We start from the raw sequence: 21,464 nt of genomic DNA, 5'->3' as shown, positions 1-21,464 counted from the left end.
TTTACACGTTATTGCCCCGCAATCCGCAAATTGCAGGCCGTAAAAGCAAGATTGGCCACGGATTTTCGTCCGCCCTCAATATTCCTATACAATTCAACGCAGCATATATTTTATATGTTTCTGCGTATATATCTATATAAATATATATTTATGGAATCCTCCCGGGTCGAAGGGGTACTCCCCTCTTCATCTCGGTTTCCAAATCCAAATTCCCCTTCTGGTTGTGCAAATATTGCTTCTTGCGCCGACAATTCATAATCTTCGCCACCCTTCGCCTCATCAGGGCTGTATCTGCACGAGCTGCAAGAACGTCCGTTTCATAGAAACCCATTTGAACACACCTTTCCTACCACGCGACGCGTCTTCTCTCACAACCAGCGCTGGCTCCGCTTCAAACCGGAATGCTTCCCGGTTCACCACGGAACAGAGGCAGTATAGGTCAGGAAAACAGGGCGGGGATGAATGGGAAAATAAAAATCTTTCCCAAAGTGAAATATCACTAGTCAGTTGTTAAGCGCATACTACTCCACTATAAATAGATAGCATTGCTTGGGGGGAATAATGGATAACGAGTATTTCAGTGTTGAAGACGCTGTTTTGTCGCTTCCAACGGGAGCGCGATTTCATAGAGCGGATTTGCATATCCACTCTTTTGGCGCATCACATGATGTCCGCGATGAAACCATGACAGCTCTAAATATTGTGGAAACTGCGAAAAGAGAAGGTTTGTCGCTTATTGCGGTGACAGACCACAATGAAATCTCAAATGTTGAAGCAACAATAAAAGCTTCACATGGAACTGGAATACTTGTTGTTGCTGGAGTTGAGCTTTCTACTCCACAGGGACACTTACTTTGTTACCTTCCTGATATGGATAGCCTACAGAAATTCTATGCTAGGCTCACCATTATTGACAGAGGACTAGTAAACTCTCGATGCCAGCAATCAATCATTGAATGTCTTAACATTGCAAGAGAATTTCATGGTTTTGGTATCTTAGCGCACGTCGATATTGAATCGGGCTATGAAATCGAGGTGCCCGGTGCCTCACCCCATAAATTCGACGTGATTGCCCACAAAGCACTGCTCGGAATCGAGCTAAAGCATGCTGGATCAGCTATATCCTATGCGGCAGGCGATCCCAATATGGACCGAATGCAAATGGGGAAAAATCGAATAGAGAAACTGAAGCTAGGGTCCCGACAATATCTGGCTAGAGTTCTTAATTCAGATGCTCATTCCCTAGGGAACCTTGGGCGCAATGCAGAGCTGCAAAAAAGAGTTACCCGTTACAAAATGGACAGTCTCTCGTTTGGAGCTCTACGGCTCGCTCTCGAAGACGCAGATGCTCGAGTCCGGATAGAGGATTTGATACCCAGCTCCGTACCGCACGTTATAGGCGTGTCCCTCGATGGTGGTTTTCTTACAAACCAGTCTATCCAATTTAGCCAAAACCTTAATTGTATTATTGGGGGCCGTGGCACCGGTAAATCAACCACCTTTGAAGCCGTTCGCTGTTTGGTGGGAGTAGACGCCGATTGCAAGGTTCTCGATTCTGAAGTTTGGCCAGATATATTGCATCTTTTCTGGCGCGATAAGGCAGGCGTTCTACATCGCTTACAGCGCCATAAAGAAGGTGAGATGATCAACTTGGACGGCGACGATCGACCCGTTACCTTTGAAATTGATTGTTTTGGTCAAGGCGATGCGGCGAAGATTAGCATCCAAGCCCAAACCAATCCACTTGCGCTTCTGAACTACCTTGACCGTTTTATCAATATTCGCGCGGCAATCGATTCCGAAAGCGAAGTTAGGGACAAATTACTTGAGCTGCAATCTAAGATCGAAGAGGCTGAGCAAAAAGTAGAACTCATACCCCAGCATGAACGGCTCTTGGCAACGACTAGGCAGCAGTTGGAAGCCTTAAAGAAGCCAGAAGTGACCGAACTAATCACTTTACAGCGCAAACTAGCGACCGAACGCGCGGTGCAATCCGACATCGCCGAAGTCATCAGTGAAGCTAAGCAGCAAATAGCGGCAGGCAGCTTCACTGACTTTGCCGGCCGCATACGAGAGGTTTCTACAGTGGACACTCTCACTGTAGGGCGAGAAGAGTTCCAGGCGATCCTGACAGCTGCCTCCAGTTATGAAACCAACGTCGGCGCAGCAGAAATACAAATTCGTTCAAGTGTCGATGCGCTGGAAGGTGTGGTTAAAACTAAAATTCTTACTTGGAAAACAAAAGAGACTGCAGCCCAAACACGTATTGATGAAAAGCGCCGCGAGCTAGAGGCTTTGAACATTGCTTTTGATATGTCCTATATCAGTAAGCTCGCCAATGATGAGGCATCTCATGAGCAATCGATCAAAAATCTGAAAACTTGGAAACCGCACCTTGAGGAGCTGAAAAAACAGCGGGTGCAAACTTTGCGAGAGAGATGGGGTCTTAGGGAGAGGGTTGCTACACTTCGAGATGCATTCGGTCGTAAGGCGAGTGAAATTCTGAGTGAATCTTTGTCCGATCTTTTTGTAAGCCTGAAATACAAGCGAAATGCCTACTCCCCAGAGGCTGAGGACATCATCATTAATGCCATGGGGTGGAGAACCAACCAACAAGTAAGAGCTAACTATCTGGTTGCTGAGTTGACGATCCCGAAACTCCTAGATTCGCTTGGAAAGAAGGATCTTTCGGCTGTCACGGGTATTAAGACGCCTGAAGGAGTTTCAATCTTCAAACAGGATGAAGCTCGGTCGATACTAGAAACCTTAGCTGAAAAAACGACACGGCAAGCGCTCGAGCGAGTCGCATTGCACGACCTTCCGAAACTACAGGTCACTCGCCACAATCCTTCCGCTACCGGTACACGTCATGTAACCCGCGACTTCTCCAAACTATCGCTAGGGCAGCAGCAATCAGTTCTGTTGGCATTGATGTTGTCATCCGACAGTGATCGGCCGCTAATTATCGACCAGCCAGAAGACAATTTAGATGGAGAATTCATTTACGCTACCCTTGTACCGGTGCTCAGAAGAGCAAAAGAACGGCGACAAATCATCATCGTGACCCATAATCCAAATGTCGCAGTCCTTGGCGATGCCGAGCAGATCGTTGTACTGAAGGCACTAAATGATCGCGGAACCATAACGTCACGGGGTTCAATTGATCATGCAGAGACCCGTGATGCAGCATGTGCAATCTTAGAAGGAGCAAAAGAAGCCTTCATCCGCCGCAGCAGTATGTACGGTCTGGGTTCATACAGCCTTCCAAACTGAAGCGGGACAAGAGGTATAAGATGCCGACAGATGCTAATTTCTTCACAACCCCGACTGGAATCGCAGTCATTTCAGCGGGTGCCTCGTTTATCGCGGGCCTTCTAGGTGCGGGAATTTCTGCTTGGACGACACGACGTCTTCATGTGTCGCAGCTTGCCGCTGACCAAAGCCTAGCCGAACAAAGATTCGCATTTGATATCTCGCTTGCAGAAAGGAAATTCTTGTTGGATGCCCGGAACGCTGATCGTAAACGCAAACAAGACTTGGCAGAAACTGTGTTGACGGGCTTCTACCAAACCGAGGCGATCATGCGATCAGTACGTTCACCGATGAGTTATCTCTATGAAGCTGATAGCCGTCCAAAAGTGACAGCCGAAACAGAATCGACAGCAAAGCTGCGTGATACATACTACGTTATTCTAGCTCGTTACGACAAAAATCGAAAGGAAATAGGAAACCTACTTGCGCTCCGCTATCGCATGACTGCCTGGTTTGGCGTAAATGCCGACCTTCCATTCCAAAGGCTGCAAGAAGCCATCAATAAGGTCATCACGGCTGCACAGATGCTCGTGCGGTGGTCGGCCGACGCAGACAGTTTCCGCGCCAATAACTTAGAGTTATGGCAAAAAATGGAGGCAGACATATGGTGGGGAGCGGAAGATCCCGACCGAGTGGGCGTGCTGATTACGGAAGCTGTCGCCGCAATGGAAGCAATCTGCCGTCCAATTCTCGAGGAGATCGTTGCTGCGTGAAGCAAATCGATCATCGACTGAGCGAAATATTTCTAATCAGGCGAAAAAACACGAACGGGGATCAGGAATTGAAAGTCATCACAGGAACCGGATTTGCCGCTGCCGCACTTCTTTTTTCAGGCTCTGTAGCCTTTGCCGCGCCGACATATCTCAGCTGCGAATTTGCGGATTCGAAGGGAACCCCTCAGGTGTTCAATTTCGCTCTCGACGGAGCCGCCGGGACATTTGGAGTTTATTTCCCGGCTTCTGGAAGCCAGAGAATGGAAAGGTACCTTTGCCGGTGGTAAAGCGAGCCTGAATGAAGGCTCCGTGGCATGGGAGATCGACATCGCCAAGGGTTCGGTCATCCGCAATAAACGCATGGTTGGCGAGAAGGATGGCGGGACCTGCAAGACGATCTCGCACGCGCAGAGCGGCTTTGAAGATTAAGCCGATCTGGACAGGAGCCAGTATCGAGCCCCCAGCACACGGAGCTGGCGGCCCGGCACATCTATAGCGCCTTGGCGAAACGTTCCAATTTGCCCAGCGTTTGCTGACCCAACTCCACGGCGCCGAAACCCTTCGCTTGCTGGAACTCGGCTTCCGTGCTGAACACCATGCCCAGCACAACTTTCGTCGCGCCATCCTGATCTTCAAAAGACGCCCAGGCGTCGGCATGTTTCGGCCCGTTTTCGCCCCACAGCAGCGTATAGGCGAGCCGCTCTTCTGGCCGGACCTCGACATAACGATGATGGTTCGGGAAGACTGTGCCGTCAGGGCCGATCATGTCAAAGACCCATTCCCCGCCGGTCCGCAGGTCAATCCTCTTCGTGCGGCAGGAAAACCCTTCAGGGCCCCACCATTGCGGCAGCGTCTTCTCGTTCATCCAGGCTTTCCAGAGGATGTTGCGCGGCACCTTTATCACTCGTTCCAGCACCATGGTCCGCCCGGCCACGCTGGCCAGATTGTTGATACCCGCGCCGAAACCTTCTTGATAACCATCGCGCATATCCTTGGCCAGCGAGGAAAGCTGCACCGTTACGGTCAAGCGGCTACACTCTTCCGCAGCCTGAAAATCGGCAGTTACCAGCGCTGCCGACTGGGCTACGCCGCCGGATGACACCACCTCGTAATTCACGCTGCGGCGGGTTGGCTGTAGCTCCAGCCAGCCGCATTCACAGCGAATATCCGGTTGGCCGGCGACCTTGCAGATCGACACTTCGCGACCGCCCAGCCTGCTGTCCGCCTCCAGGAACTCTACAGTGACCGAGGGCGAGGGAGAGGCCCACACTGCCCGGGCGGCGGGTGACAGCCAGACCTGCCAGAGGGTCGATAGCGGAACGGCAATTTCCCGTTCGAAACTCAGCGTCGCAAAACGATCTTGTGGCTGATGAGGTTCAGCGTGTGCGCCTTCCTGACCCGGCTTCGTCGTCATTTGGAATCCTCCTTCATGGCCTGCATTGCAAATGCCTCCAACCGGTCAAGCCGGCTCTCCCACACGGCCCGCTGCTCATCGAGCCATGTGCGTACCGGCTCCAGCGCTGCCGGCACAATCGCGCAGGTGCGCACCCGCCCATCCTTGGACGTGATGATCAGCCCCGCCTCCTCCAGCACGGAAAGGTGCCGCATGACCGTGGGCAGACGCAGCCCCGTGGGAGCGGACAGCTCCATGACCGGTGCCGGCCCGCCGCCAAGCCGCGCCAGAATCGCCCGCCGCGTCGGATCGGCCAGAGCCTGGAAGATCAATGAAAGTTCACGGTGATGCTTAGTCATATTGCTAAGTATCACGTCCCGTCGTGACGGCACAAGGAAAACTTAGCATATCAACTAAGTTTTTATGGGTGGAGTGATCGCGGGAATGAAAGCCGAGGCAAAGAATCCGATCTGCTGATTATCGCACGCTTCGATCAGGCGAGAGCGGAGGACGACAACGAAATCAAATCCTATTGCCGGTCGGCCGTCGCCATGTTCATCGCCGCGCACGGTGATAACAACGACGCGGGCGGAAAGCCTGGGAGTACTTGCAGGATATGATGAGGGCGTTTCCCGTCGCTAGTTCGTCGCTTTATGCCCAAAACACCCAGCTTCCAAGCTAAGCTCGGAAGCCTTCATGCCATCTCAACTTGCGAGGGCTCCATTCCCTGCGCGGCAAGCGGCGCGGGAGACTTCGAATGCGGGTGGGAAGCGTTAAGTCGCCGAGCCACGATATCGTGGTTGAGCCACAGGACGGGACCGGAGGGTTCGGACGATTCGCCGAAAATTAGCTGCCCGGTTGACTTCACCACGAGACCGCTCAGGAGGTCGCTGATCATCACCTTGCCATCCCGATGCATCTGGGTGATTTCGTTTGACGTGCCAATGGTCAGATCGGCCTGTGCCTGGCTGTTTGCCATGGGCCATGCCGAAAAATCATAGAACGGACGCATGACCTCGCTGGCCTGCATGTCGGTGATCTTCCGGAAAACATCGTTCATGGTTAAACCGTCGGCCAGAAGCTGCTGGCACGCCTGCCACTGTTCATCTGCCCACGGGCCACCGTTTTCTTTCTTCAAAGCAAGCAGCAGCGGTATCAGGGGCAGCTCGATGCCCGTGAACACATCGGACGAATTGGTGCGGATTTCGGGGCAGTTATAGACAGTTGCCTTGATCCCTTTCGCCCAGGCTTGCTCTGCAATGCCTTCGAGCCGCATCTTCGCATAACCCTGGGTGTAGTTGGTGTAGGTCTGCCAACGATAGCTTCCGTCAATGAGGACCGCCGATCCGTGGTAACCATAGGCCGTATATCGTACCTGACCGCCCGAAGCTTCCACGCGCTCGCGGATCGCCGCGCTGAAATCAAGGAGATAACGAAAGGTGTTTGCGGAGACATCCTCAAAATTCTGTAGAATGAGCTTTCCCATGTCACTGTCGAGCAAGGTCTGCGACGACATGTGGCGAGCGCCGGTTCCCTTGTAGATTCGATTGGCGACGACCAGGAATACCTTCGCCTTCGGAATGCCCCCGGCCATTGTGTGGGCGAAGAAAACATTGCGGCCATCGGCGATCATTCCATCTAGAACGGCCATGACCTTTGAAAGCGACTCCGTAAAACGCGCCGCGGCGATGTCGCGGCATTGCCCGACATAGTCCCAGTCGAGCTTGTCGTGTTCCCAGCTCTCAAGCGTCATCTTTGCCAGGAGATCGGTGGGAGTGGGGCCGCCTGCCGGCGCGTCGAGATCAAAACCCGCCATAAGAGGTATGTTGATAATCCTGCCGCCCAGCTGGGCCTCCGCCGAAGACAGTTCCTCGGCGTTAAGCGGCCGCAATGCGTTATTCTCGTCGCGCCGCCCGACGGTGATCCCCACAATCTCCATTCCGGCCCGTCTGGCTTCGTCCAGCAAGCCGGTGGCGTATCCGCGACCGAACAGTTCGCCGAAGAGTACGAAAACATCGCCTTTACGGAAGACCGTGTTTTCGGAGAGACGATTCAGTGCAACCGGATTTTCCATAGTGTCAGCTCTTCAATTCGTGTGTCGTCGAGCAAGCGCCCATACGAACTTTCCCGAATACATGACCGCGATGACACAAAATGGGAACTCATTTTCGGTGACCGTTCATTTCAAAACGTGAAGTCGGTCTGCATCCGCACTTGGCTTTCGACCTTCGCCTTCAGTTCCAGCGGTATTATCTCGCGAAAAAATTGAAAGCTTTTGTGTATCGCGTTTTGAAGCGGTCTGCCGGATTACGTGACAATTTACCTGAGGTCTACGCCACTGCCTCACTGACTTGAACGGATATTGACGACGGCGGATGAGCCGATCTGGACAAAAGAATACTCGACCGCACCTCGTTTCCACCAGGCTGTCGTACTTTCGATCGCGTCATTCTTGTCGAGATTATCCGGTGCACCAAGCCGCTCCGACAAGGCATCCAGAAAACCGGCAGGCCTTGCCGTGGAATAAGCGCATGCCTTGTGTCCGTTTGGACCAGTCGCAACCCAAAAAGACAATGACTCGGCTCTGCCGGCGTTCTCGCCCCACCAGCCCACGACCACCACTGAACCCCCATTATAGGCGACGAAACTACGACGCCATTCCTCCGTTTCCGCATCGGTCAGCCGCGGCCAGCCAAGTTCGTCACCTTTGATCATCGCGGCCTGCATGGTGGGCGCTTCACAGATGTTGAGAAGGCGCTCCGCCGTCATGTCCGCCGGCGTTGCCATGGCCACCCCGAAACTCAAAAATGCAGAGCAAAAGCTGCCGATGGTCGACACCTCAAGATACCGAAACGGACCTGCTCGCCATGCGTTCCTCATTCTCTTCTCCGATTCGTCATCGTCCATGGAATCAAACCGCCACGTCCGAAGCCCCCCTTCTGGCGCCATCGGAAACATCCCTCCGGTCGTGGCCGAAGAACGATATCACGCCATACTGGACGCACCAGCGCATAACTCAAATCAAACTGTCTGCGGTAAAGCCAGGGTGGGTTCAGATCGTGCCGTTGCGAGCACTTTCACGAAGTTTACCTGGTTCCAGCCATTTCGCTCCTCGAACCAGTTACGCACTACAATTCATCCTTTGGGCCGATATCGCGACAAACCGACCGCTTGACAGAAATTTCGCATTCCGATATGTCAGAACCTATTCTGATATCTCAGTTATGGATTTGATATGTCTGAGTCCCTTGAGTTTCCGTCCTTGCCCCTGTCCGAGTTGGTCACTCCCGACGAATTGCCGGAGGGCGGCAACATGACCAATCGGATCCATGCGCTGCTCCGCAAGCTCATTGTGGAAGTCAAGCTGCTTCCTGGGCGAGCAGTGTCGGAAAAAGAGATCGCCGCACTTTTGAATGTCAGCAAAACGCCTGTACGCGAAGCGATCATCCGCCTGTCGGAAGAGGGCTTCGTCACCGTTGTTCCACAGGGTGGTACATACATCTCACCGATCGATGTGCAGCGGTACATGGAAGCCTGCTTCATACGGTTCAAACTGGAAGAGGGCGCGGTCATAGAGGCTACGAAGCGCCATTCGCTTGAAGATATCGCGCGCCTCAAGACCTGCCTCTCAAATCAGCGCATTGCTGCAAAAGACGAAGAATTCACGAATTTCTTCCTGCTTGACGAGGAATTCCACAAGACCATCTTTGCAGCCGCGCGCCTTCCGGGCGCCTGGAGCGTGGTCAACCAGGCCAAGGGCGAAATGGACCGTATGCGGCATCTGAAACGCGTATTTGCGGTCAGACGCACAGAAAAGGTTATCGAGGAGCACGAGGCAATCGTGGATGGAATCGAGTCAGGCGACGTCGAGGCGGCACGCGAAGCCGTCCAGCGCCATCTCGGGTCACTCGAAACCAAAATCGCAGAACTCTCCAAGAACCCGAAGATCTGGACCTTCATCGAGCAGGTCAACACGCGCGTCACGAGGAAGCGCGCATCGCGGGGGTCGAAGACGCCTGACTGACCATACGAGGCTTTTGAGGAGGGGCCTTTCATGTCTGCAGTTCAAATCAACGACGTCGTCAAGCGCTATGGCGCACTCGAGGTCGTCCACGGTATCAATCTTTCCATACAGCCGCAGGAATTCGTTGTCCTCGTTGGTCCTTCGGGATGCGGAAAATCCACCACGCTGCGTATGCTCGCCGGACTGGAGGACATCTCGGACGGCACCGTTTCGATGGACGGCCGGGTGGTCAACAAGGTCGCGCCGAAAGACCGCGATGTCGCCATGGTATTCCAGAACTATGCGCTCTACCCCCATCTGAGCGTGGCCGAGAACATCGCGTTCGGCCTGCGCGTCAGGGGCGAGAAACGGGCCGTCGTCGACAAGGCCGTTGCGGAAGCCGCACAGATATTGGGACTTACCGAATATCTGGCCCGCAAGCCGGCCGATCTTTCCGGTGGCCAGCGCCAGCGCGTCGCCATGGGCCGCGCCATCGTGCGCCAACCGAAAATCTTCCTGTTCGACGAACCCCTCTCCAATCTTGACGCCAAGCTGCGCACCCATATGCGCGCCGAGATCAAGCTGCTGCACAAACGGATGCAGGCCACCAGCATCTACGTGACCCACGACCAGGTGGAGGCGATGACGCTTGCCGACCGCATCGTCATCATGAATGGCGGCCATATCGAACAGGTCGGCTCGCCAATGGAGGTTTTCCTCGAACCGGCGAACACATTTGTCGCAAGCTTCATCGGCTCGCCACCAATGAACCTACTCGACGGAACCATCGAAAAGCAGGATGGCACCGTGAAGGTCAGGCTCACGGGCGGCTCCGGGCAGCGCTTCAGCATCCCCGATGCCTTCGCGAAGAACGCAACCGAAGGACAGACCGTCAAGCTCGGCCTGCGGCCGGAAATCATGTCGGTGGAAGATAGCGATGGCCGCGAGGTTCTCCATTGCAGCATTGACCTTGTGGAGCCGCTGGGCGCTGAAGCACTGCTGCATGGAAAGGCGGATGGCCAGCCATTTATCGCCAAAGCCGAAACGCTTTATGGCGATCATGCCCTTAACGGCGTCAGCCGGCTTTCCATCGATACCGCCCGCGTCCACGTCTTTGACGCGGCGACCGGAAGATCGCTCAAAATCCGGGATGGAGCGCAGCCATGAAACAGGATTTTCAAGGGCGCCTTCACGACCTTCAGGAAGACGTGCGCCGTGATTGGCAGCTCTACCTGCTGCTGGCGCCAATGCTCATCTGGTTTGCGGTTTTCCTCTACAAACCCATGTACGGATTGGTCATCGCATTCCAGGATTTCTCGATTTTCCGCGGCATCGAAAAGAGCCCCTGGGTCGGTTTTGCGAATTTCGTGGAGCTCTTCCACAACGACATGTTCGTGCGTTCCTTCTGGAACACCATCACCATCAGCGGCCTCGGCCTGATCTTCGCCTTTCCGGTGCCGATCATTCTGGCCCTGATGTTCAACGAGGTTCAGAACGGCATTGCCCGCAGCTGGGCGCAGACCGTCGTTTACCTGCCGCACTTCATTTCGGTGGTGATCGTCGCCGGCATCGTCATCAATTTCCTCTCGCCCTCGATCGGCATCGTCAATCTTATGCTCAAAGGCCTTGGGTTTGAGCCGATCTATTTCCTGACCCAGCCGCAATGGTTCCGTCCCATCTACATCGGCTCGTCGGTCTGGAAAGAGGCAGGCTTCGAATCCATCGTCTATCTCGCAGCCATCGCCGGCGTAAGCCCGACACTTTACGAATCCGCCCGGGTGGATGGCGCGTCGCGCTGGCAGATGATGTGGCGTATCACCCTGCCCTGCATCCTGCCGACAATCGTGATCATGCTGATCATCCGCATCGGCAATCTGGTCGAAGTCGGGTTCGAATATATCATCCTGCTCTATCGCCCATCGACCTACGAGACGGCGGACGTCGTTTCCACCTTCATTTACCGCACCGGCCTGCAAGGCACCCAATACGATCTTGCGACTGCCGCCGGCCTGTTCAACGCGGTCATCGCCTTCGTCCTCGTCTATTCGGCAAATCGCATCAGCCGAAAAGTCTCGTCGACATCGCTGTGGTGAGGAGCTGACACATGGCAAACTTCAATCTCTATTCCCGTGGTGACAGGATTTTCGGCTGGGCAAACGCCATTCTTCTCGGCCTGTTCGTCCTGTCGACACTCTATCCCTTCATCTATGTGCTGTCGGTCTCGCTCTCCTCGGGCGCCGCCGTCACCGCAGGCCGCGTCACCCTCTGGCCCGTCGATGTCACGCTTGCCGCCTATGACCGGGTTTTGTCCGACAGGATGTTCTGGGTCGCCTATGGCAACACCTTCATCTACACCTTCGGCGGCACGCTGATGAGCCTGCTGATCATGATACCCGGCGCCTATGCCCTTTCGCGCAAACGCCTGCGTGGCCGCACATTCTTCAACATCGCCATCGCGTTCACGCTCTGGTTCAACGCCGGCATGATCCCGTTCTTCCTGAATATGCGCGATCTCGGGCTTCTCGACAGCCGCTTCGGCATCATCCTCGGTTTCGCGGCCAATGCCTTCAACGTCATCCTGCTGCGCAATTTTTTCGAAGCCGTGCCGAAATCCTTCGAAGAGGCAGCCAAGATGGATGGCGCGAGCGAATTGCAGCTGCTGTGGAAGGTATTCATTCCGCTGTCGAAGCCCGCAATCGTCACGGTGGCGCTGTTCTGCATCGTATCGCGCTGGAACGGTTATTTCTGGGCGATGGTGCTGCTGCGCGGCGAGGAGAAAATCCCGCTTCAGGTCTATCTGAAGCGCGTCATCGTCGATCTCAATTCCAATGACGAATTCGCCTCGAGCCTGCTGACCGCCCACTATTCGTTCGAGACGGTGACATCAGCGATCATGATCGCTTCCATCATTCCCGTCCTCATCATTTACCCCTACGCGCAGAAGTATTTCACCAAAGGAATTCTGCTGGGCGGAGTCAAAGAGTAGCAGCACAAGGGAGGAGAACCTGTGAGAGCACTACGAAAAGGCGCGCCCCTACTGGCGTTGATGACAGCCGCAACCCTGGCCTTACCGGTATCGGCGCAGGATTCAGGCAAGATCACCGAAGACCCGCTGGAACTGACCATCCATTTCCACTTCCGCGACAAATACGTCTATTCGGAAAAATGGCCGGTGGAACAGAAGGCTGCGGAAATCACCAATATCCATGTCCGCAATGTTGCATCCCTGGCGACCACCAGCAGCCGCGACGCCTTCAATCTTCTGATCGCTTCGGGCAACCTTCCCGACATCGTTGGCGGTGACGCCACCGGTGGCTTGAAGGAGGATTTCATCCGCTACGGACTGGAGGGCGCGTTCATTCCGCTTGATGAGCTGATTGAGGAAAACGCCCCCAACCTCAAGGCATTCTTCGACAGCCATAAGGAAATCCGCAATGCGATTTCCGGACCGGACGGCAAGCTTTATTTCATCCCCTATGTGCCTGATGGCAAGTTCTCGCGCGGCTGGTTCATCCGCCAGGATTGGCTCGACAAGCTCGGCCTGAAGCAGCCGGAGACACCGGAAGAGGTCTACGAAGTTCTGAAAGCCTTCCGCGACAAGGACCCGAACGGCAATGGTCTCAAGGATGAAGTGCCTTATTTTGCGCGGGAGGAAATCGATGCCGTCCGCCTCATCAACCTGTGGGACGCCCGTGTGTCGGGATCCGAACGTTATGGCGACTTTGCCGTTTACGACGGGCAGCTGCGTCACCCGTGGGCGGAGGAAAACTACAAGACGGGCATTTCCAATGTCGCCAAGTGGTACAAGGAAGGCCTGATCGACAAGGAGATTTTCACCCGCGGCGCCCGTTCGCGCGAATATCTGCTGGGCAACAATCTCGGCGGCATGACGCATGACTGGTTCGCCAGCACCTCGACCTACAATGACGCCCTGTCGCCCAAGATTGAAGGCTTTGCGCTGAAGCCGATGCTTCCGCCCAAGACCGCCTCGGGCCAACGCTTCGAGGATTCCCGGCGCCTGCGTGTCCAGCCCGTCGGCTGGGCCATTTCGGCGACCAATGAACACCCCATCGAAACCATCAAATATTTCGACTTCTGGTTCTCGCAGCAAGGCCGCATCCTGTCGAATTTCGGCGTTGAGGGTCTGACCTACGAAATGGTCGATGGCAAACCGCAGTTCAAGAAGGAAATCCTCGACAACAAGGATCCGGTCAATGCCCAGCTATGGGCGGTCGGTGCGGCGATCCCGCGCGGATATTGGATGGATTACGAATATGAGCGGCAGTGGACGAACAAGATCGCGCTTGAGGGCATCGACCTCTACGAGAAGTGCAACTGCCTCAAGGACGAGTTCATGGGCGCTTCCCTGAACGCCGAGGAAAAAGCGACCTTCGACCGCTACTGGCCTAGCATCCTCACCTACATGACCGAGATGCAGCAGACCTGGATTCTCGGCGCGCAGGACGTCGATACCGGCTGGGACGCCTACAAGAAGCGCCTCACCGCTCTTGGTTACGACGAGGTCATCAAGATGATGCAGTCGGCCTATGACCGCCAGTACAAGGCGGCGCAATAAACCCTCCGACCATGATGGCGGCCTTGTCGCCGCCATCCTTTCCCTTCTGTTTTCATAGGAGTTAGAGCGCAATGCGTCCCTCTGCCCCGGCCATCTCCAGACAGACACTTCTCGATGAACCCCGCCCGGGCTCATTGACCATTGGCTACGAGCCGAGCGAAGAAGCACAACCGACGGAGAACCCTCCACGCTTTTCATGGCTACCCGATATCGACGACGGCGCGCGTTACGCACTGCGCATTTCGACCGATCCCGGTTTTACAGACAAAAAAACGCTCGTCTTCGAGGATCTGGCCTGGAATTTTTTCACCCCGGATGATGCACTGCCGGACGGCCATTATCACTGGTGTTATGCGCTGTGGGATCAGAAATCCGCAATGCCGAATTCCAACTGGAGCGCCGTGCGCAGTTTCGAGATCGGTGCCGCACTGCCGAAAACGCCGCTGCCCGGCAGGTCTGCCCGCCACGCCGCCGCGCAAACCAGCCACCCGCGGCTATGGCTCAACTCCGAGCAATTGAGTGCCTTCGCCGATGCCGTTGCGAAGGACCCCAACCATTGCGGTTGGGCCGAATTCTACGAAAAATCGGTTGAACCATGGCTGCAGCGGCCGGTTATGTCGGAACCGGAGCCCTATCCCAACAACACGCGTGTCGCCACGCTCTGGCGGCAGATGTATATAGACTGCCAGGAAGTGATCTATGCGATCCGGCACCTGGCCATCGCCGGCCGCGTGCTCGGGCGTGACGACCTTCTCGATGCATCCCGCAAATGGCTGCTGGCCGTCGCCGCCTGGGACACGAAAGGTGCGACCTCGCGCGCCTATAATGACGAGGCGGGGTTCCGCGTCGTCGTCGCACTCGCCTGGGGTTATGACTGGCTGTACGATCATCTGAGCGAAGACGAACGCAGGACCGTGCGGTCTGTTCTTCTCGAACGGACGCGGGAAGTTGCCGATCATGTCATCGCACACGCCCGCATTCACGTCTTTCCCTATGACAGCCATGCGGTGCGCTCGCTTTCGGCTGTATTGACGCCGGCCTGTATCGCACTTCAGGGTGAAAGCGACGAGGCTGGCGAATGGCTCGACTATACCGTCGAATTCCTTGCCACGCTCTATTCTCCCTGGGCGGGAACCGATGGTGGTTGGGCGGAAGGTCCGCATTACTGGATGACCGGCATGGCCTATCTCATCGAGGCCGCCAATCTGATCCGCTCCTATATCGGTTATGACCTTTATCAACGGCCTTTTTTCCAGAATACCGGCCGCTTCCCGCTCTACACCAAGGCGCCGGGAACCCGCCGCGCCAACTTCGGCGACGACTCCACCCTTGGCGACCTTCCCGGCCTGAAGCTGGGCTACAATGTCCGGCAATTTGCCGGCGTCACCGGCAACGGCCACTACCAGTGGTATTTCGATCACATCAAGGCCGATGCAACAGGCACGGAAATGGCCTTTTACAATTACGGCTGGTGGGACCTGAACTTCGACGATCTCGTCTATCGCCACGATTACCCGCAGGTGGAATCCGTGTCTCCCGCCGACCTGCCGGCACTCGCCGTTTTCGATGATATCGGTTGGGCGACCATCCAGAAAGACATGGAAGACCCGGACAGGCACCTGCAGTTCGTCTTCAAATCCAGCCCTTACGGTTCGCTCAGCCACAGTCACGGCGACCAGAATGCCTTTGTGCTTTATGCCCATGGCGAGGATCTGGCGATCCAGTCCGGTTATTACGTGGCGTTCAATTCGCAGATGCATCTGAATTGGCGCCGTCAGACACGGTCGAAAAATGCCGTGCTGATCGGCGGCAAAGGCCAATATGCGGAAAAGGACAAGGCGCTTGCCCGCCGCGCCGCCGGCCGCATCGTCTCGGTGGAGGAACTGCCGGGACATGTTCGCATCGTCGGCGATGCGACCGCCGCCTACCAGGTTGCGAACCCGCTGGTTCAAAAGGTGCTGCGCGAAATCCACTTCGTCAATGACAGCTATTTCGTGATCGTCGACGAAGTCGAATGTTCCGAACCCCAGGAACTGCAATGGCTTTGCCATACACTCGGAGCGCCGCAGACCGGCAGGTCGAGCTTCCGCTATAATGGCCAGAAAGCCGGTTTCTACGGACAGTTCGTTTACTCTTCGGGCGGCACGCCGCAAATCAGCGCTGTGGAAGGTTTTCCCGATATCGACCCGAAAGAATTCGAAGGGCTAGACATACACCACCATGTCTGCACCACGGTTCCGGCCGCCACCCGGCATCGCCTTGTCACCCTTCTCGTGCCTTACAGCCTGAAGGAGCCGAAGCGCATTTTCAGCTTCATCGACGATCAGGGTTTTTCCACCGACATCTACTTCAGCGATGTCGATGACGAGCGTTTCAAGCTCTCCCTTCCCAAGCAGTTCTAACACACGAGGTTTCCAATGCAGCGTTTTACCAACAGAACCATCGTTGTCGCCGGGGCCGGCCGGGATATCGGCCGGGCATGCGCCATCCGTTTCGCACAGGAAGGCGCCAATGTCGTTCTTACCTATAACGGCGCGGCAGAAGGTGCGGCCACAGCCGTTGCCGAAATCGAAAAGCTTGGCCGCTCGGCTCTGGCGATCAAGGCGGATCTCACAAACGCCACCGAAGTCGAGGCAGCAATTTCTGCGGCTGCGGACAAATTTGGGGAGATCCACGGCCTCGTCCATGTTGCCGGCGGCCTGATCGCCCGCAAGACAATCGCAGAGATGGATGAAGCCTTCTGGCATCAGGTCCTCGACGTCAATCTGACATCGCTGTTCCTGACGGCGAAGGCCGCATTGCCGAAAATGGCCAAGGGCGGCGCGATCGTCACTTTCTCGTCGCAGGCCGGTCGTGATGGCGGCGGCCCGGGCGCTCTTGCCTATGCCACTTCCAAGGGTGCCGTGATGACCTTCACCCGTGGACTTGCCAAGGAAGTCGGCCCCAAAATCCGCGTCAACGCCGTTTGCCCCGGCATGATCTCCACCACCTTCCACGATACCTTCACCAAGCCGGAGGTGCGCGAACGGGTGGCCGGCGCGACGTCGCTCAAGCGCGAAGGGTCGAGCGAAGACGTCGCCGGTCTGGTGGCCTTCCTCGCGTCTGGCGATGCCGCCTATGTCACCGGCGCCTGCTACGACATCAACGGCGGCGTCCTGTTCTCCTGATGATCCGGATCGCCTCATGTCGGTAACGCTCCCCCGGGCTGGCCGAATTGCTATTCTCGGCACCTCGCTCGTCCAGCAGAACCATATTGGTGACGCCAGCTCGCTTGCCACATCGGCACGCGGCTGGATGAGCTGGGCCGAGGTCCTGTCGCATGGCAGGCTTTGCTGCCCGGTCCATCACGACCCTTCCGCGCCGCCCGGCTGGGAGCCGAGCAACCGGCCGGGCATCAGCCGCTTCTTTTCCGGTCTCAATTTCGGAGTTTCCGGCCAGAAGGCGGTCGAGATCGAACGCCGATTGCCGCGGTTGCTGCAATCGGATTTCGATCTGGTCATCGTCGATGCCGGCACCAACGACATGATGGTGGAAACGCGCCAGACGATTGCAGATACGCGAGCAAGGATCGCCTCAGTCCTGCTCGCCGCCGGCAAGACCGTGATCCTGCTTCCCATTCTGGCGCGAAGCGTGGGGAAATGGCCCGCAGGTGGCGCAGAGCGGGCAAAGGCCCACTGGATCAACCGGCAGAGCGCCGAATTTGCAGCCAACAACGCCAATTGCCATGTTTTCGACTGGAATGCGGCTTGGGTCGATCCTGACAGCGAATTCGGCGAGCCATATCCCGGCTATTCCGATGACGGAACCCATTTTTCCGTGCCCGGCGCCTTTGCCGTCGGGCAATTGCTGGCGGACTATCTCGAAACGATCGTGCCCCGTGCGCCGGTCCGGCTCCTGTCAAGAGATGACCGCTTCGATCCGGTCAACAATCCAGCCGGCAATCTCGCATCGGACCTCTCGGCCCGGACCGTCACCGAAACAGGTGAGCAGAACCATCGTCTCGGCGGGCAGCTTGTCCACCCCGGCACGGGCGTATGGGTGGAGACTATCTGCGATGTGGAGGTACCGGCGCATGATCGTGTCCTCGGGATATCGCTGCGACTGAAAGATGTCGCAGCCGAAGGACAGACGGCGACAGCGCTGGCACCGTTTCGTGCCGATGACGGCAGGCTCTTTTCCTTTCCATCCGGACATTGGAAAGGCGCGTTAAGAACCCCTCCCCTGAAACTGCGGCCGGGCAAAGCACCGCCTGAGCTTTTTCTCGACGTGATCCTGCAGCCCGGTTCTCAACCGATCGAGATCGATGTTTCCTGCATCGACATCCACCCCATTTCAAATCCGGTGCGCGCATGAAACATTCTCAGGACAAACCACGCCTGCTAATTGCGATGCGTAGCGAGCTTCCAGAAGGCTTCTTCGGTCCGCCCGAATGGGCAAGGCTGAATGCCGTAGCGGACATTATTCCGGGTTTTCCCCATGCGGATTTCGACACGGCTGACGGTGCCGAAGCCCTCGCCGAAGCGGATATTCTGCTCGCTGCCTGGGGTACGCCATCCCTGACACGCGAACGACTTTCACGCGCGCCGCGGCTGAAAATGCTGGCCTATGCGGCATCATCGGTGCGGATGGTTGCGCCCGCAGAATTCTGGGAGACGTCGGATATTCTGGTCACGACAGCAGCTTCCGCCATGGCCGTGCCGGTTGCCGAATTCACCTATGCGGCAATCATCATGTGCGGCAAGGATGTGTTTCGATTGCGGGATGAACATAGAACAGAGCGCGGCACCGGCGTTTTTGGCAGCAGGCGCGGCAGAAGCCTGCCCTATCTCGGCAATCATGCCCGCAAGGTTGGCATTGTCGGCGCCTCGCGCATCGGGCGGCTGGTGATGGAGATGCTGGCGCGCGGCAAATTCGAGATTGCCGTCTACGATCCCTTTCTGTCGGCGGAGGAGGCCGTATCCCTTGGCGCGAAGAAGGCCGAACTGGACGAGCTTCTCGCTTGGTCGGACGTCGTTTCACTGCACGCGCCGATCCTGCCGGAAACGCACCATATGATCGGCGCCCGCGAACTGGCGCTGATGGCGGACCATGCCATCTTCATCAACACCGCGCGGGGCTGGCTCGTCGATCACGATGCATTGCTGGCCGAGGCGCTTTCCGGGCGGCTGCGTATCCTGATCGACACGCCCGAACCCGAGCCCTTGCCCAAGGACAGCCCGTTTTACGATCTGCCCAATGTCGTGCTCACCCCCCATATAGCCGGGGCATTGGGCAATGAATTGCGCGCACTTTCCGATCTGGCCATTACCGAAATTGAACGCTTCGTGGCGGGACTTGCGCCCCTCCACCCGGTCCACAAGCAGGATATGGAGCGTATGGCATGAGTGGTTCCGACTATTGCTTTTCGACCCTTGGCTGCTCCGAGCTCAACCTGCACGAGACGGCCGATCTGGCAGAGCGCCATGGCATAACAAGTGTGGAATTGCGCGCACTATCCGGCACCATAGACCTTATAGCTGCACTCACTGCCGAATTTGGCACACCTGCCCGATTTGCCACCTTCCTGAGGGAGCGCAACCTCAGGGTTGCCGCTCTCAACACATCCATGCGGTTGTTTGGAAGCGACAGTCTCTCCGAGATCGAGCCCTTCATCGACTGGGCGGAGGCTGCCAACGTCGCCTATCTGCGGATATTCGACGGCGGCAAGAAAATTGGGGCGGAAGATTTGGACCGTTCGGCGACACTGCTGGATAATTGGCAAGCCCTTAGACAGATACGTGGACTGAACGTCGACCTGATGATCGAAACCCATGATGCGCTTTCGGATTTCGGGCAGCTTCTCACCTTCATCGAGCAGGTGCCGGCCGCCCGGATATTGTGGGACACCCACCACACCTGGGCAAAAGGCTCCGATCTCAAAATGGTTTGGCGTCAGATCGAAAGAAACGTCGTCCATCTGCACGTCAAGGACAGCATGATGGATAGCGACGGAAAACGGCGCTACGTTTTGCCAGGGCAAGGCCAGTTTCCCATATCAGAATTGCTTTCGCTTCTTCTGCCGTATGAACGGCAAATCCCTCTCAGTCTGGAATGGGAACGCCACTGGCATCCCCAACTGCCCCCGCTCGCAGATGCGCTGAAGGCTGCGCACAGCTGGTGGCGAAAAGGAGTCTCCTGATGCGCATAGCCGAAATTCACCTCACACCGGTCGCCATTCCCGACAGGCCACTTTTAAACTGCAAAGGTGTCCATCAGCCGCATGCACTGCGCACCGTCATCGAGGTCATATGCGATGACGGTACGGTCGGCCTCGGGGAAAGTTACGGAAGTATCAAAGCGCTGGAAGGTCTGCGGCGCGCTGCTCCGGCACTCATCGGACTGGATCCATTTCATCTGCACGAACTGAAGTCCCGGATCATAGCCGCCTTGCCGGGCGGTGGTGGTATCAACGCCAAATCAGCCGTCGCCGATCACAAGCTGACGGATGTGGTCGCATCTGCCTTTGAAGTTCCCTGTCTTGACATTCAAGGCAAGCTTCTCGGTCGCCCCGTATGCGACCTCCTCGGCGGTGCTGTTCGGACCAGTGTACCATTCAGCGCCTATCTGTTTTTCAAGTTTGCGGGGCATATCGGAGAAGCGCCAGACGAATGGGGAGAGGTTCTCACACCTGACCAGATGGTTGGGGAAGCGCGCAGAATGGTCGAGAACCACGGCTTCCAATCGCTGAAGCTCAAGGGCGGCGTACTCCATCCCGACCTTGAAATCGAAACTATGCTGAAGCTTCGAGAAGCCTTTCCGCGCCATCCTCTGCGCATTGACCCAAATGGAGGCTGGACGGTCGAGACTGCGATCTATGTGGCGCGCAAGCTGGAGAATGTTCTGGAATATCTGGAAGACCCGGTCCTGGGCATGGACCAGATGGCGCAAGTGGCCGCCGCAACCTCAATGCCTCTTGCGACAAACATGGTCGTGCTGGAGTTCGATCACATTGCCGCAGCCTTTGAAAAAAAGGCGGTAAAGATAGTGCTTTCCGATCATCACTACTGGGGCGGCCTTCGCGCCGCATCCCATCTTGCAAAAATCTGCGAAGTGCTGGACCTCGGTCTTTCGATGCATTCCAACTCACATCTTGGCATCACACTCGCGGCGATGGTCCACGCCGCTGCTGCGACACCAAATCTCACCTTCGACTGCGACACCCATTACCCCTGGACGGCGACAGACGTCATCGAGGGGACACCATTCACGTTCCGCGACGGGAAACTCGGCTTACCGACGAAACCGGGACTTGGCGTGTCACTGGACAGGAACAAACTGGCGTCTCTTGCGGCACTTTATGACGAGAGCAGCTTGAAAGAACGCGACGACACGGCTTACATGAAGCTCTTTGATCCCGATTACACAAGACTTGTGCCGCGTTGGTGAGGTTGCTGCAAGCCTCCCCGACGTCGCCGTACTCGCTTTTCT

General features: G+C 56.3%; 18 protein-coding genes and 1 pseudogene. 15 read left to right on the top strand and 4 right to left on the bottom strand.

The annotated features are described in order from the left end of the window. Positions 1-561: 561 nt before the first annotated feature. The 3 genes from NYR50_RS23740 to NYR50_RS23730 all read left to right on the top strand — a co-directional run bounded on the left by NYR50_RS23740 (position 562) and on the right by NYR50_RS23730 (position 4,454). On the top strand, positions 562-3,273 hold the full coding sequence (locus tag NYR50_RS23740; protein WP_418138248.1) for a TrlF family AAA-like ATPase: 2,712 nt from the start codon (positions 562-564) through the stop codon (positions 3,271-3,273). Between the two features lie 20 nt (positions 3,274-3,293). Beyond that, positions 3,294-4,025: a hypothetical protein gene (locus tag NYR50_RS23735; protein ID WP_418138247.1), complete on the top strand. Its 732-nt coding sequence runs from the start codon at positions 3,294-3,296 to the stop codon at positions 4,023-4,025. 225 nt (positions 4,026-4,250) lie between these two features. Continuing rightward, positions 4,251-4,454 carry a hypothetical protein gene (locus NYR50_RS23730; RefSeq protein WP_418138246.1) on the top strand — a complete coding sequence of 68 codons (204 nt, stop codon included), beginning with the start codon at positions 4,251-4,253 and terminating at the stop codon, positions 4,452-4,454. A 61-nt stretch (positions 4,455-4,515) separates the two neighbouring features. On the opposite strand, the gene NYR50_RS23725 is transcribed toward NYR50_RS23730, so the two are convergent. Together NYR50_RS23725 and NYR50_RS23720 are read right to left on the bottom strand one after the other, a co-directional pair. Beyond that, positions 4,516-5,439 (bottom strand): SRPBCC family protein, encoded by a 924-nt coding sequence (locus NYR50_RS23725; protein WP_418138245.1) that lies wholly within the window; start codon positions 5,437-5,439, stop codon positions 4,516-4,518. After that, entirely contained in the window at positions 5,436-5,777 is a 342-nt protein-coding gene (locus tag NYR50_RS23720) for an ArsR/SmtB family transcription factor (protein WP_418138244.1), read from the bottom strand. The genes NYR50_RS23725 and NYR50_RS23720 overlap by 4 nt, the downstream gene beginning before the upstream one ends. A gap of 99 nt (positions 5,778-5,876) precedes the next feature. On the opposite strand from NYR50_RS23720, the pseudogene NYR50_RS23715 reads away from it, so the two are divergent. Beyond that, positions 5,877-6,038: pseudogene (locus tag NYR50_RS23715) on the top strand (TetR family transcriptional regulator); the annotation flags it as partial. Positions 6,039-6,112: 74 nt separating this feature from the next. Here the strand turns inward: NYR50_RS23715 and NYR50_RS23710 are convergent. Further along, positions 6,113-7,492 carry an enoyl ACP reductase FabMG family protein gene (locus NYR50_RS23710; protein WP_418138243.1) on the bottom strand — a complete coding sequence of 460 codons (1,380 nt, stop codon included), beginning with the start codon at positions 7,490-7,492 and terminating at the stop codon, positions 6,113-6,115. A gap of 269 nt (positions 7,493-7,761) precedes the next feature. Then, positions 7,762-8,325, bottom strand: a complete 564-nt coding sequence (locus NYR50_RS23705) for a hypothetical protein (RefSeq protein ID WP_418138242.1) — start codon at positions 8,323-8,325, stop codon at positions 7,762-7,764. Between the two features lie 406 nt (positions 8,326-8,731). Here NYR50_RS23705 and NYR50_RS23700 point away from each other — a divergent pair, with 406 nt between their 5' ends. From NYR50_RS23700 to NYR50_RS23650, 11 genes are all read left to right on the top strand, one after another. Beyond that, a complete protein-coding gene (locus tag NYR50_RS23700) occupies positions 8,732-9,442 on the top strand; it encodes a GntR family transcriptional regulator (RefSeq protein WP_418138241.1) in 711 nt (236 codons plus the stop codon). Between the two features lie 30 nt (positions 9,443-9,472). Beyond that, entirely contained in the window at positions 9,473-10,588 is a 1,116-nt protein-coding gene (locus tag NYR50_RS23695; RefSeq protein WP_230060517.1) for an ABC transporter ATP-binding protein, read from the top strand. Next, the gene (locus NYR50_RS23690) at positions 10,585-11,514 is read left to right on the top strand and encodes an ABC transporter permease (RefSeq protein ID WP_418138240.1); all 930 of its coding nucleotides are present in this window, start codon (positions 10,585-10,587) and stop codon (positions 11,512-11,514) included. Before NYR50_RS23695 ends, NYR50_RS23690 begins: the two co-directional genes overlap by 4 nt. 11 nt (positions 11,515-11,525) lie before the next feature. Continuing rightward, complete coding sequence (locus NYR50_RS23685; protein ID WP_003517572.1) at positions 11,526-12,407, top strand: carbohydrate ABC transporter permease; 882 nt, start codon at positions 11,526-11,528, stop codon at positions 12,405-12,407. 60 nt (positions 12,408-12,467) lie between these two features. Beyond that, a complete protein-coding gene (locus NYR50_RS23680) occupies positions 12,468-13,997 on the top strand; it encodes a sugar ABC transporter permease (protein ID WP_418138297.1) in 1,530 nt (509 codons plus the stop codon). 71 nt (positions 13,998-14,068) lie between these two features. Beyond that, on the top strand, positions 14,069-16,399 hold the full coding sequence (locus tag NYR50_RS23675) for an alginate lyase (RefSeq protein WP_418138239.1): 2,331 nt from the start codon (positions 14,069-14,071) through the stop codon (positions 16,397-16,399). Between the two features lie 15 nt (positions 16,400-16,414). Next, on the top strand, positions 16,415-17,164 hold the full coding sequence (locus tag NYR50_RS23670) for an SDR family NAD(P)-dependent oxidoreductase (protein WP_418138238.1): 750 nt from the start codon (positions 16,415-16,417) through the stop codon (positions 17,162-17,164). 16 nt (positions 17,165-17,180) lie between these two features. Continuing rightward, positions 17,181-18,350 carry an SGNH/GDSL hydrolase family protein gene (locus tag NYR50_RS23665; protein WP_418138237.1) on the top strand — a complete coding sequence of 390 codons (1,170 nt, stop codon included), beginning with the start codon at positions 17,181-17,183 and terminating at the stop codon, positions 18,348-18,350. Then, entirely contained in the window at positions 18,347-19,381 is a 1,035-nt protein-coding gene (locus NYR50_RS23660) for a hydroxyacid dehydrogenase (protein WP_418138236.1), read from the top strand. Before NYR50_RS23665 ends, NYR50_RS23660 begins: the two co-directional genes overlap by 4 nt. After that, a complete protein-coding gene (locus NYR50_RS23655) occupies positions 19,378-20,175 on the top strand; it encodes a sugar phosphate isomerase/epimerase family protein (RefSeq protein WP_418138235.1) in 798 nt (265 codons plus the stop codon). The genes NYR50_RS23660 and NYR50_RS23655 overlap by 4 nt, the downstream gene beginning before the upstream one ends. After that, positions 20,175-21,422, top strand: a complete 1,248-nt coding sequence (locus NYR50_RS23650; RefSeq protein ID WP_418138234.1) for a glucarate dehydratase family protein — start codon at positions 20,175-20,177, stop codon at positions 21,420-21,422. Before NYR50_RS23655 ends, NYR50_RS23650 begins: the two co-directional genes overlap by 1 nt. The last annotated feature ends 42 nt before the right edge of the window (positions 21,423-21,464 follow it).

Source organism: Agrobacterium sp. El2ro-1b (assembly GCF_048298475.1).
GTDB lineage: Bacteria > Pseudomonadota > Alphaproteobacteria > Rhizobiales > Rhizobiaceae > Agrobacterium > Agrobacterium fabrum.
The sequence above is the reverse complement of the archived record's forward strand: the minus strand, read 5'-3'. Positions and strand labels throughout refer to the sequence as shown.

Excerpts from the sequence above, each read along its gene's own strand:
- NYR50_RS23740 (WP_418138248.1), top strand. The coding sequence starts at position 562 with ATGGATAACGAGTATTTCAGTGTTGAAGACGCTGTTTTGTCGCTTCCA.
- NYR50_RS23735 (WP_418138247.1), top strand. The coding sequence starts at position 3,294 with ATGCCGACAGATGCTAATTTCTTCACAACCCCGACTGGAATCGCAGTC.
- NYR50_RS23725 (WP_418138245.1), bottom strand. The coding sequence starts at position 5,439 with ATGACGACGAAGCCGGGTCAGGAAGGCGCACACGCTGAACCTCATCAG.
- NYR50_RS23720 (WP_418138244.1), bottom strand. The coding sequence starts at position 5,777 with ATGACTAAGCATCACCGTGAACTTTCATTGATCTTCCAGGCTCTGGCC.
- NYR50_RS23710 (WP_418138243.1), bottom strand. The coding sequence starts at position 7,492 with ATGGAAAATCCGGTTGCACTGAATCGTCTCTCCGAAAACACGGTCTTC.
- NYR50_RS23705 (WP_418138242.1), bottom strand. The coding sequence starts at position 8,325 with ATGGACGATGACGAATCGGAGAAGAGAATGAGGAACGCATGGCGAGCA.
- NYR50_RS23700 (WP_418138241.1), top strand. The coding sequence starts at position 8,732 with ATGACCAATCGGATCCATGCGCTGCTCCGCAAGCTCATTGTGGAAGTC.
- NYR50_RS23695 (WP_230060517.1), top strand. The coding sequence starts at position 9,473 with ATGTCTGCAGTTCAAATCAACGACGTCGTCAAGCGCTATGGCGCACTC.
- NYR50_RS23690 (WP_418138240.1), top strand. The coding sequence starts at position 10,585 with ATGAAACAGGATTTTCAAGGGCGCCTTCACGACCTTCAGGAAGACGTG.
- NYR50_RS23685 (WP_003517572.1), top strand. The coding sequence starts at position 11,526 with ATGGCAAACTTCAATCTCTATTCCCGTGGTGACAGGATTTTCGGCTGG.
- NYR50_RS23680 (WP_418138297.1), top strand. The coding sequence starts at position 12,468 with ATGACAGCCGCAACCCTGGCCTTACCGGTATCGGCGCAGGATTCAGGC.
- NYR50_RS23675 (WP_418138239.1), top strand. The coding sequence starts at position 14,069 with ATGCGTCCCTCTGCCCCGGCCATCTCCAGACAGACACTTCTCGATGAA.
- NYR50_RS23670 (WP_418138238.1), top strand. The coding sequence starts at position 16,415 with ATGCAGCGTTTTACCAACAGAACCATCGTTGTCGCCGGGGCCGGCCGG.
- NYR50_RS23665 (WP_418138237.1), top strand. The coding sequence starts at position 17,181 with ATGTCGGTAACGCTCCCCCGGGCTGGCCGAATTGCTATTCTCGGCACC.
- NYR50_RS23660 (WP_418138236.1), top strand. The coding sequence starts at position 18,347 with ATGAAACATTCTCAGGACAAACCACGCCTGCTAATTGCGATGCGTAGC.
- NYR50_RS23655 (WP_418138235.1), top strand. The coding sequence starts at position 19,378 with ATGAGTGGTTCCGACTATTGCTTTTCGACCCTTGGCTGCTCCGAGCTC.
- NYR50_RS23650 (WP_418138234.1), top strand. The coding sequence starts at position 20,175 with ATGCGCATAGCCGAAATTCACCTCACACCGGTCGCCATTCCCGACAGG.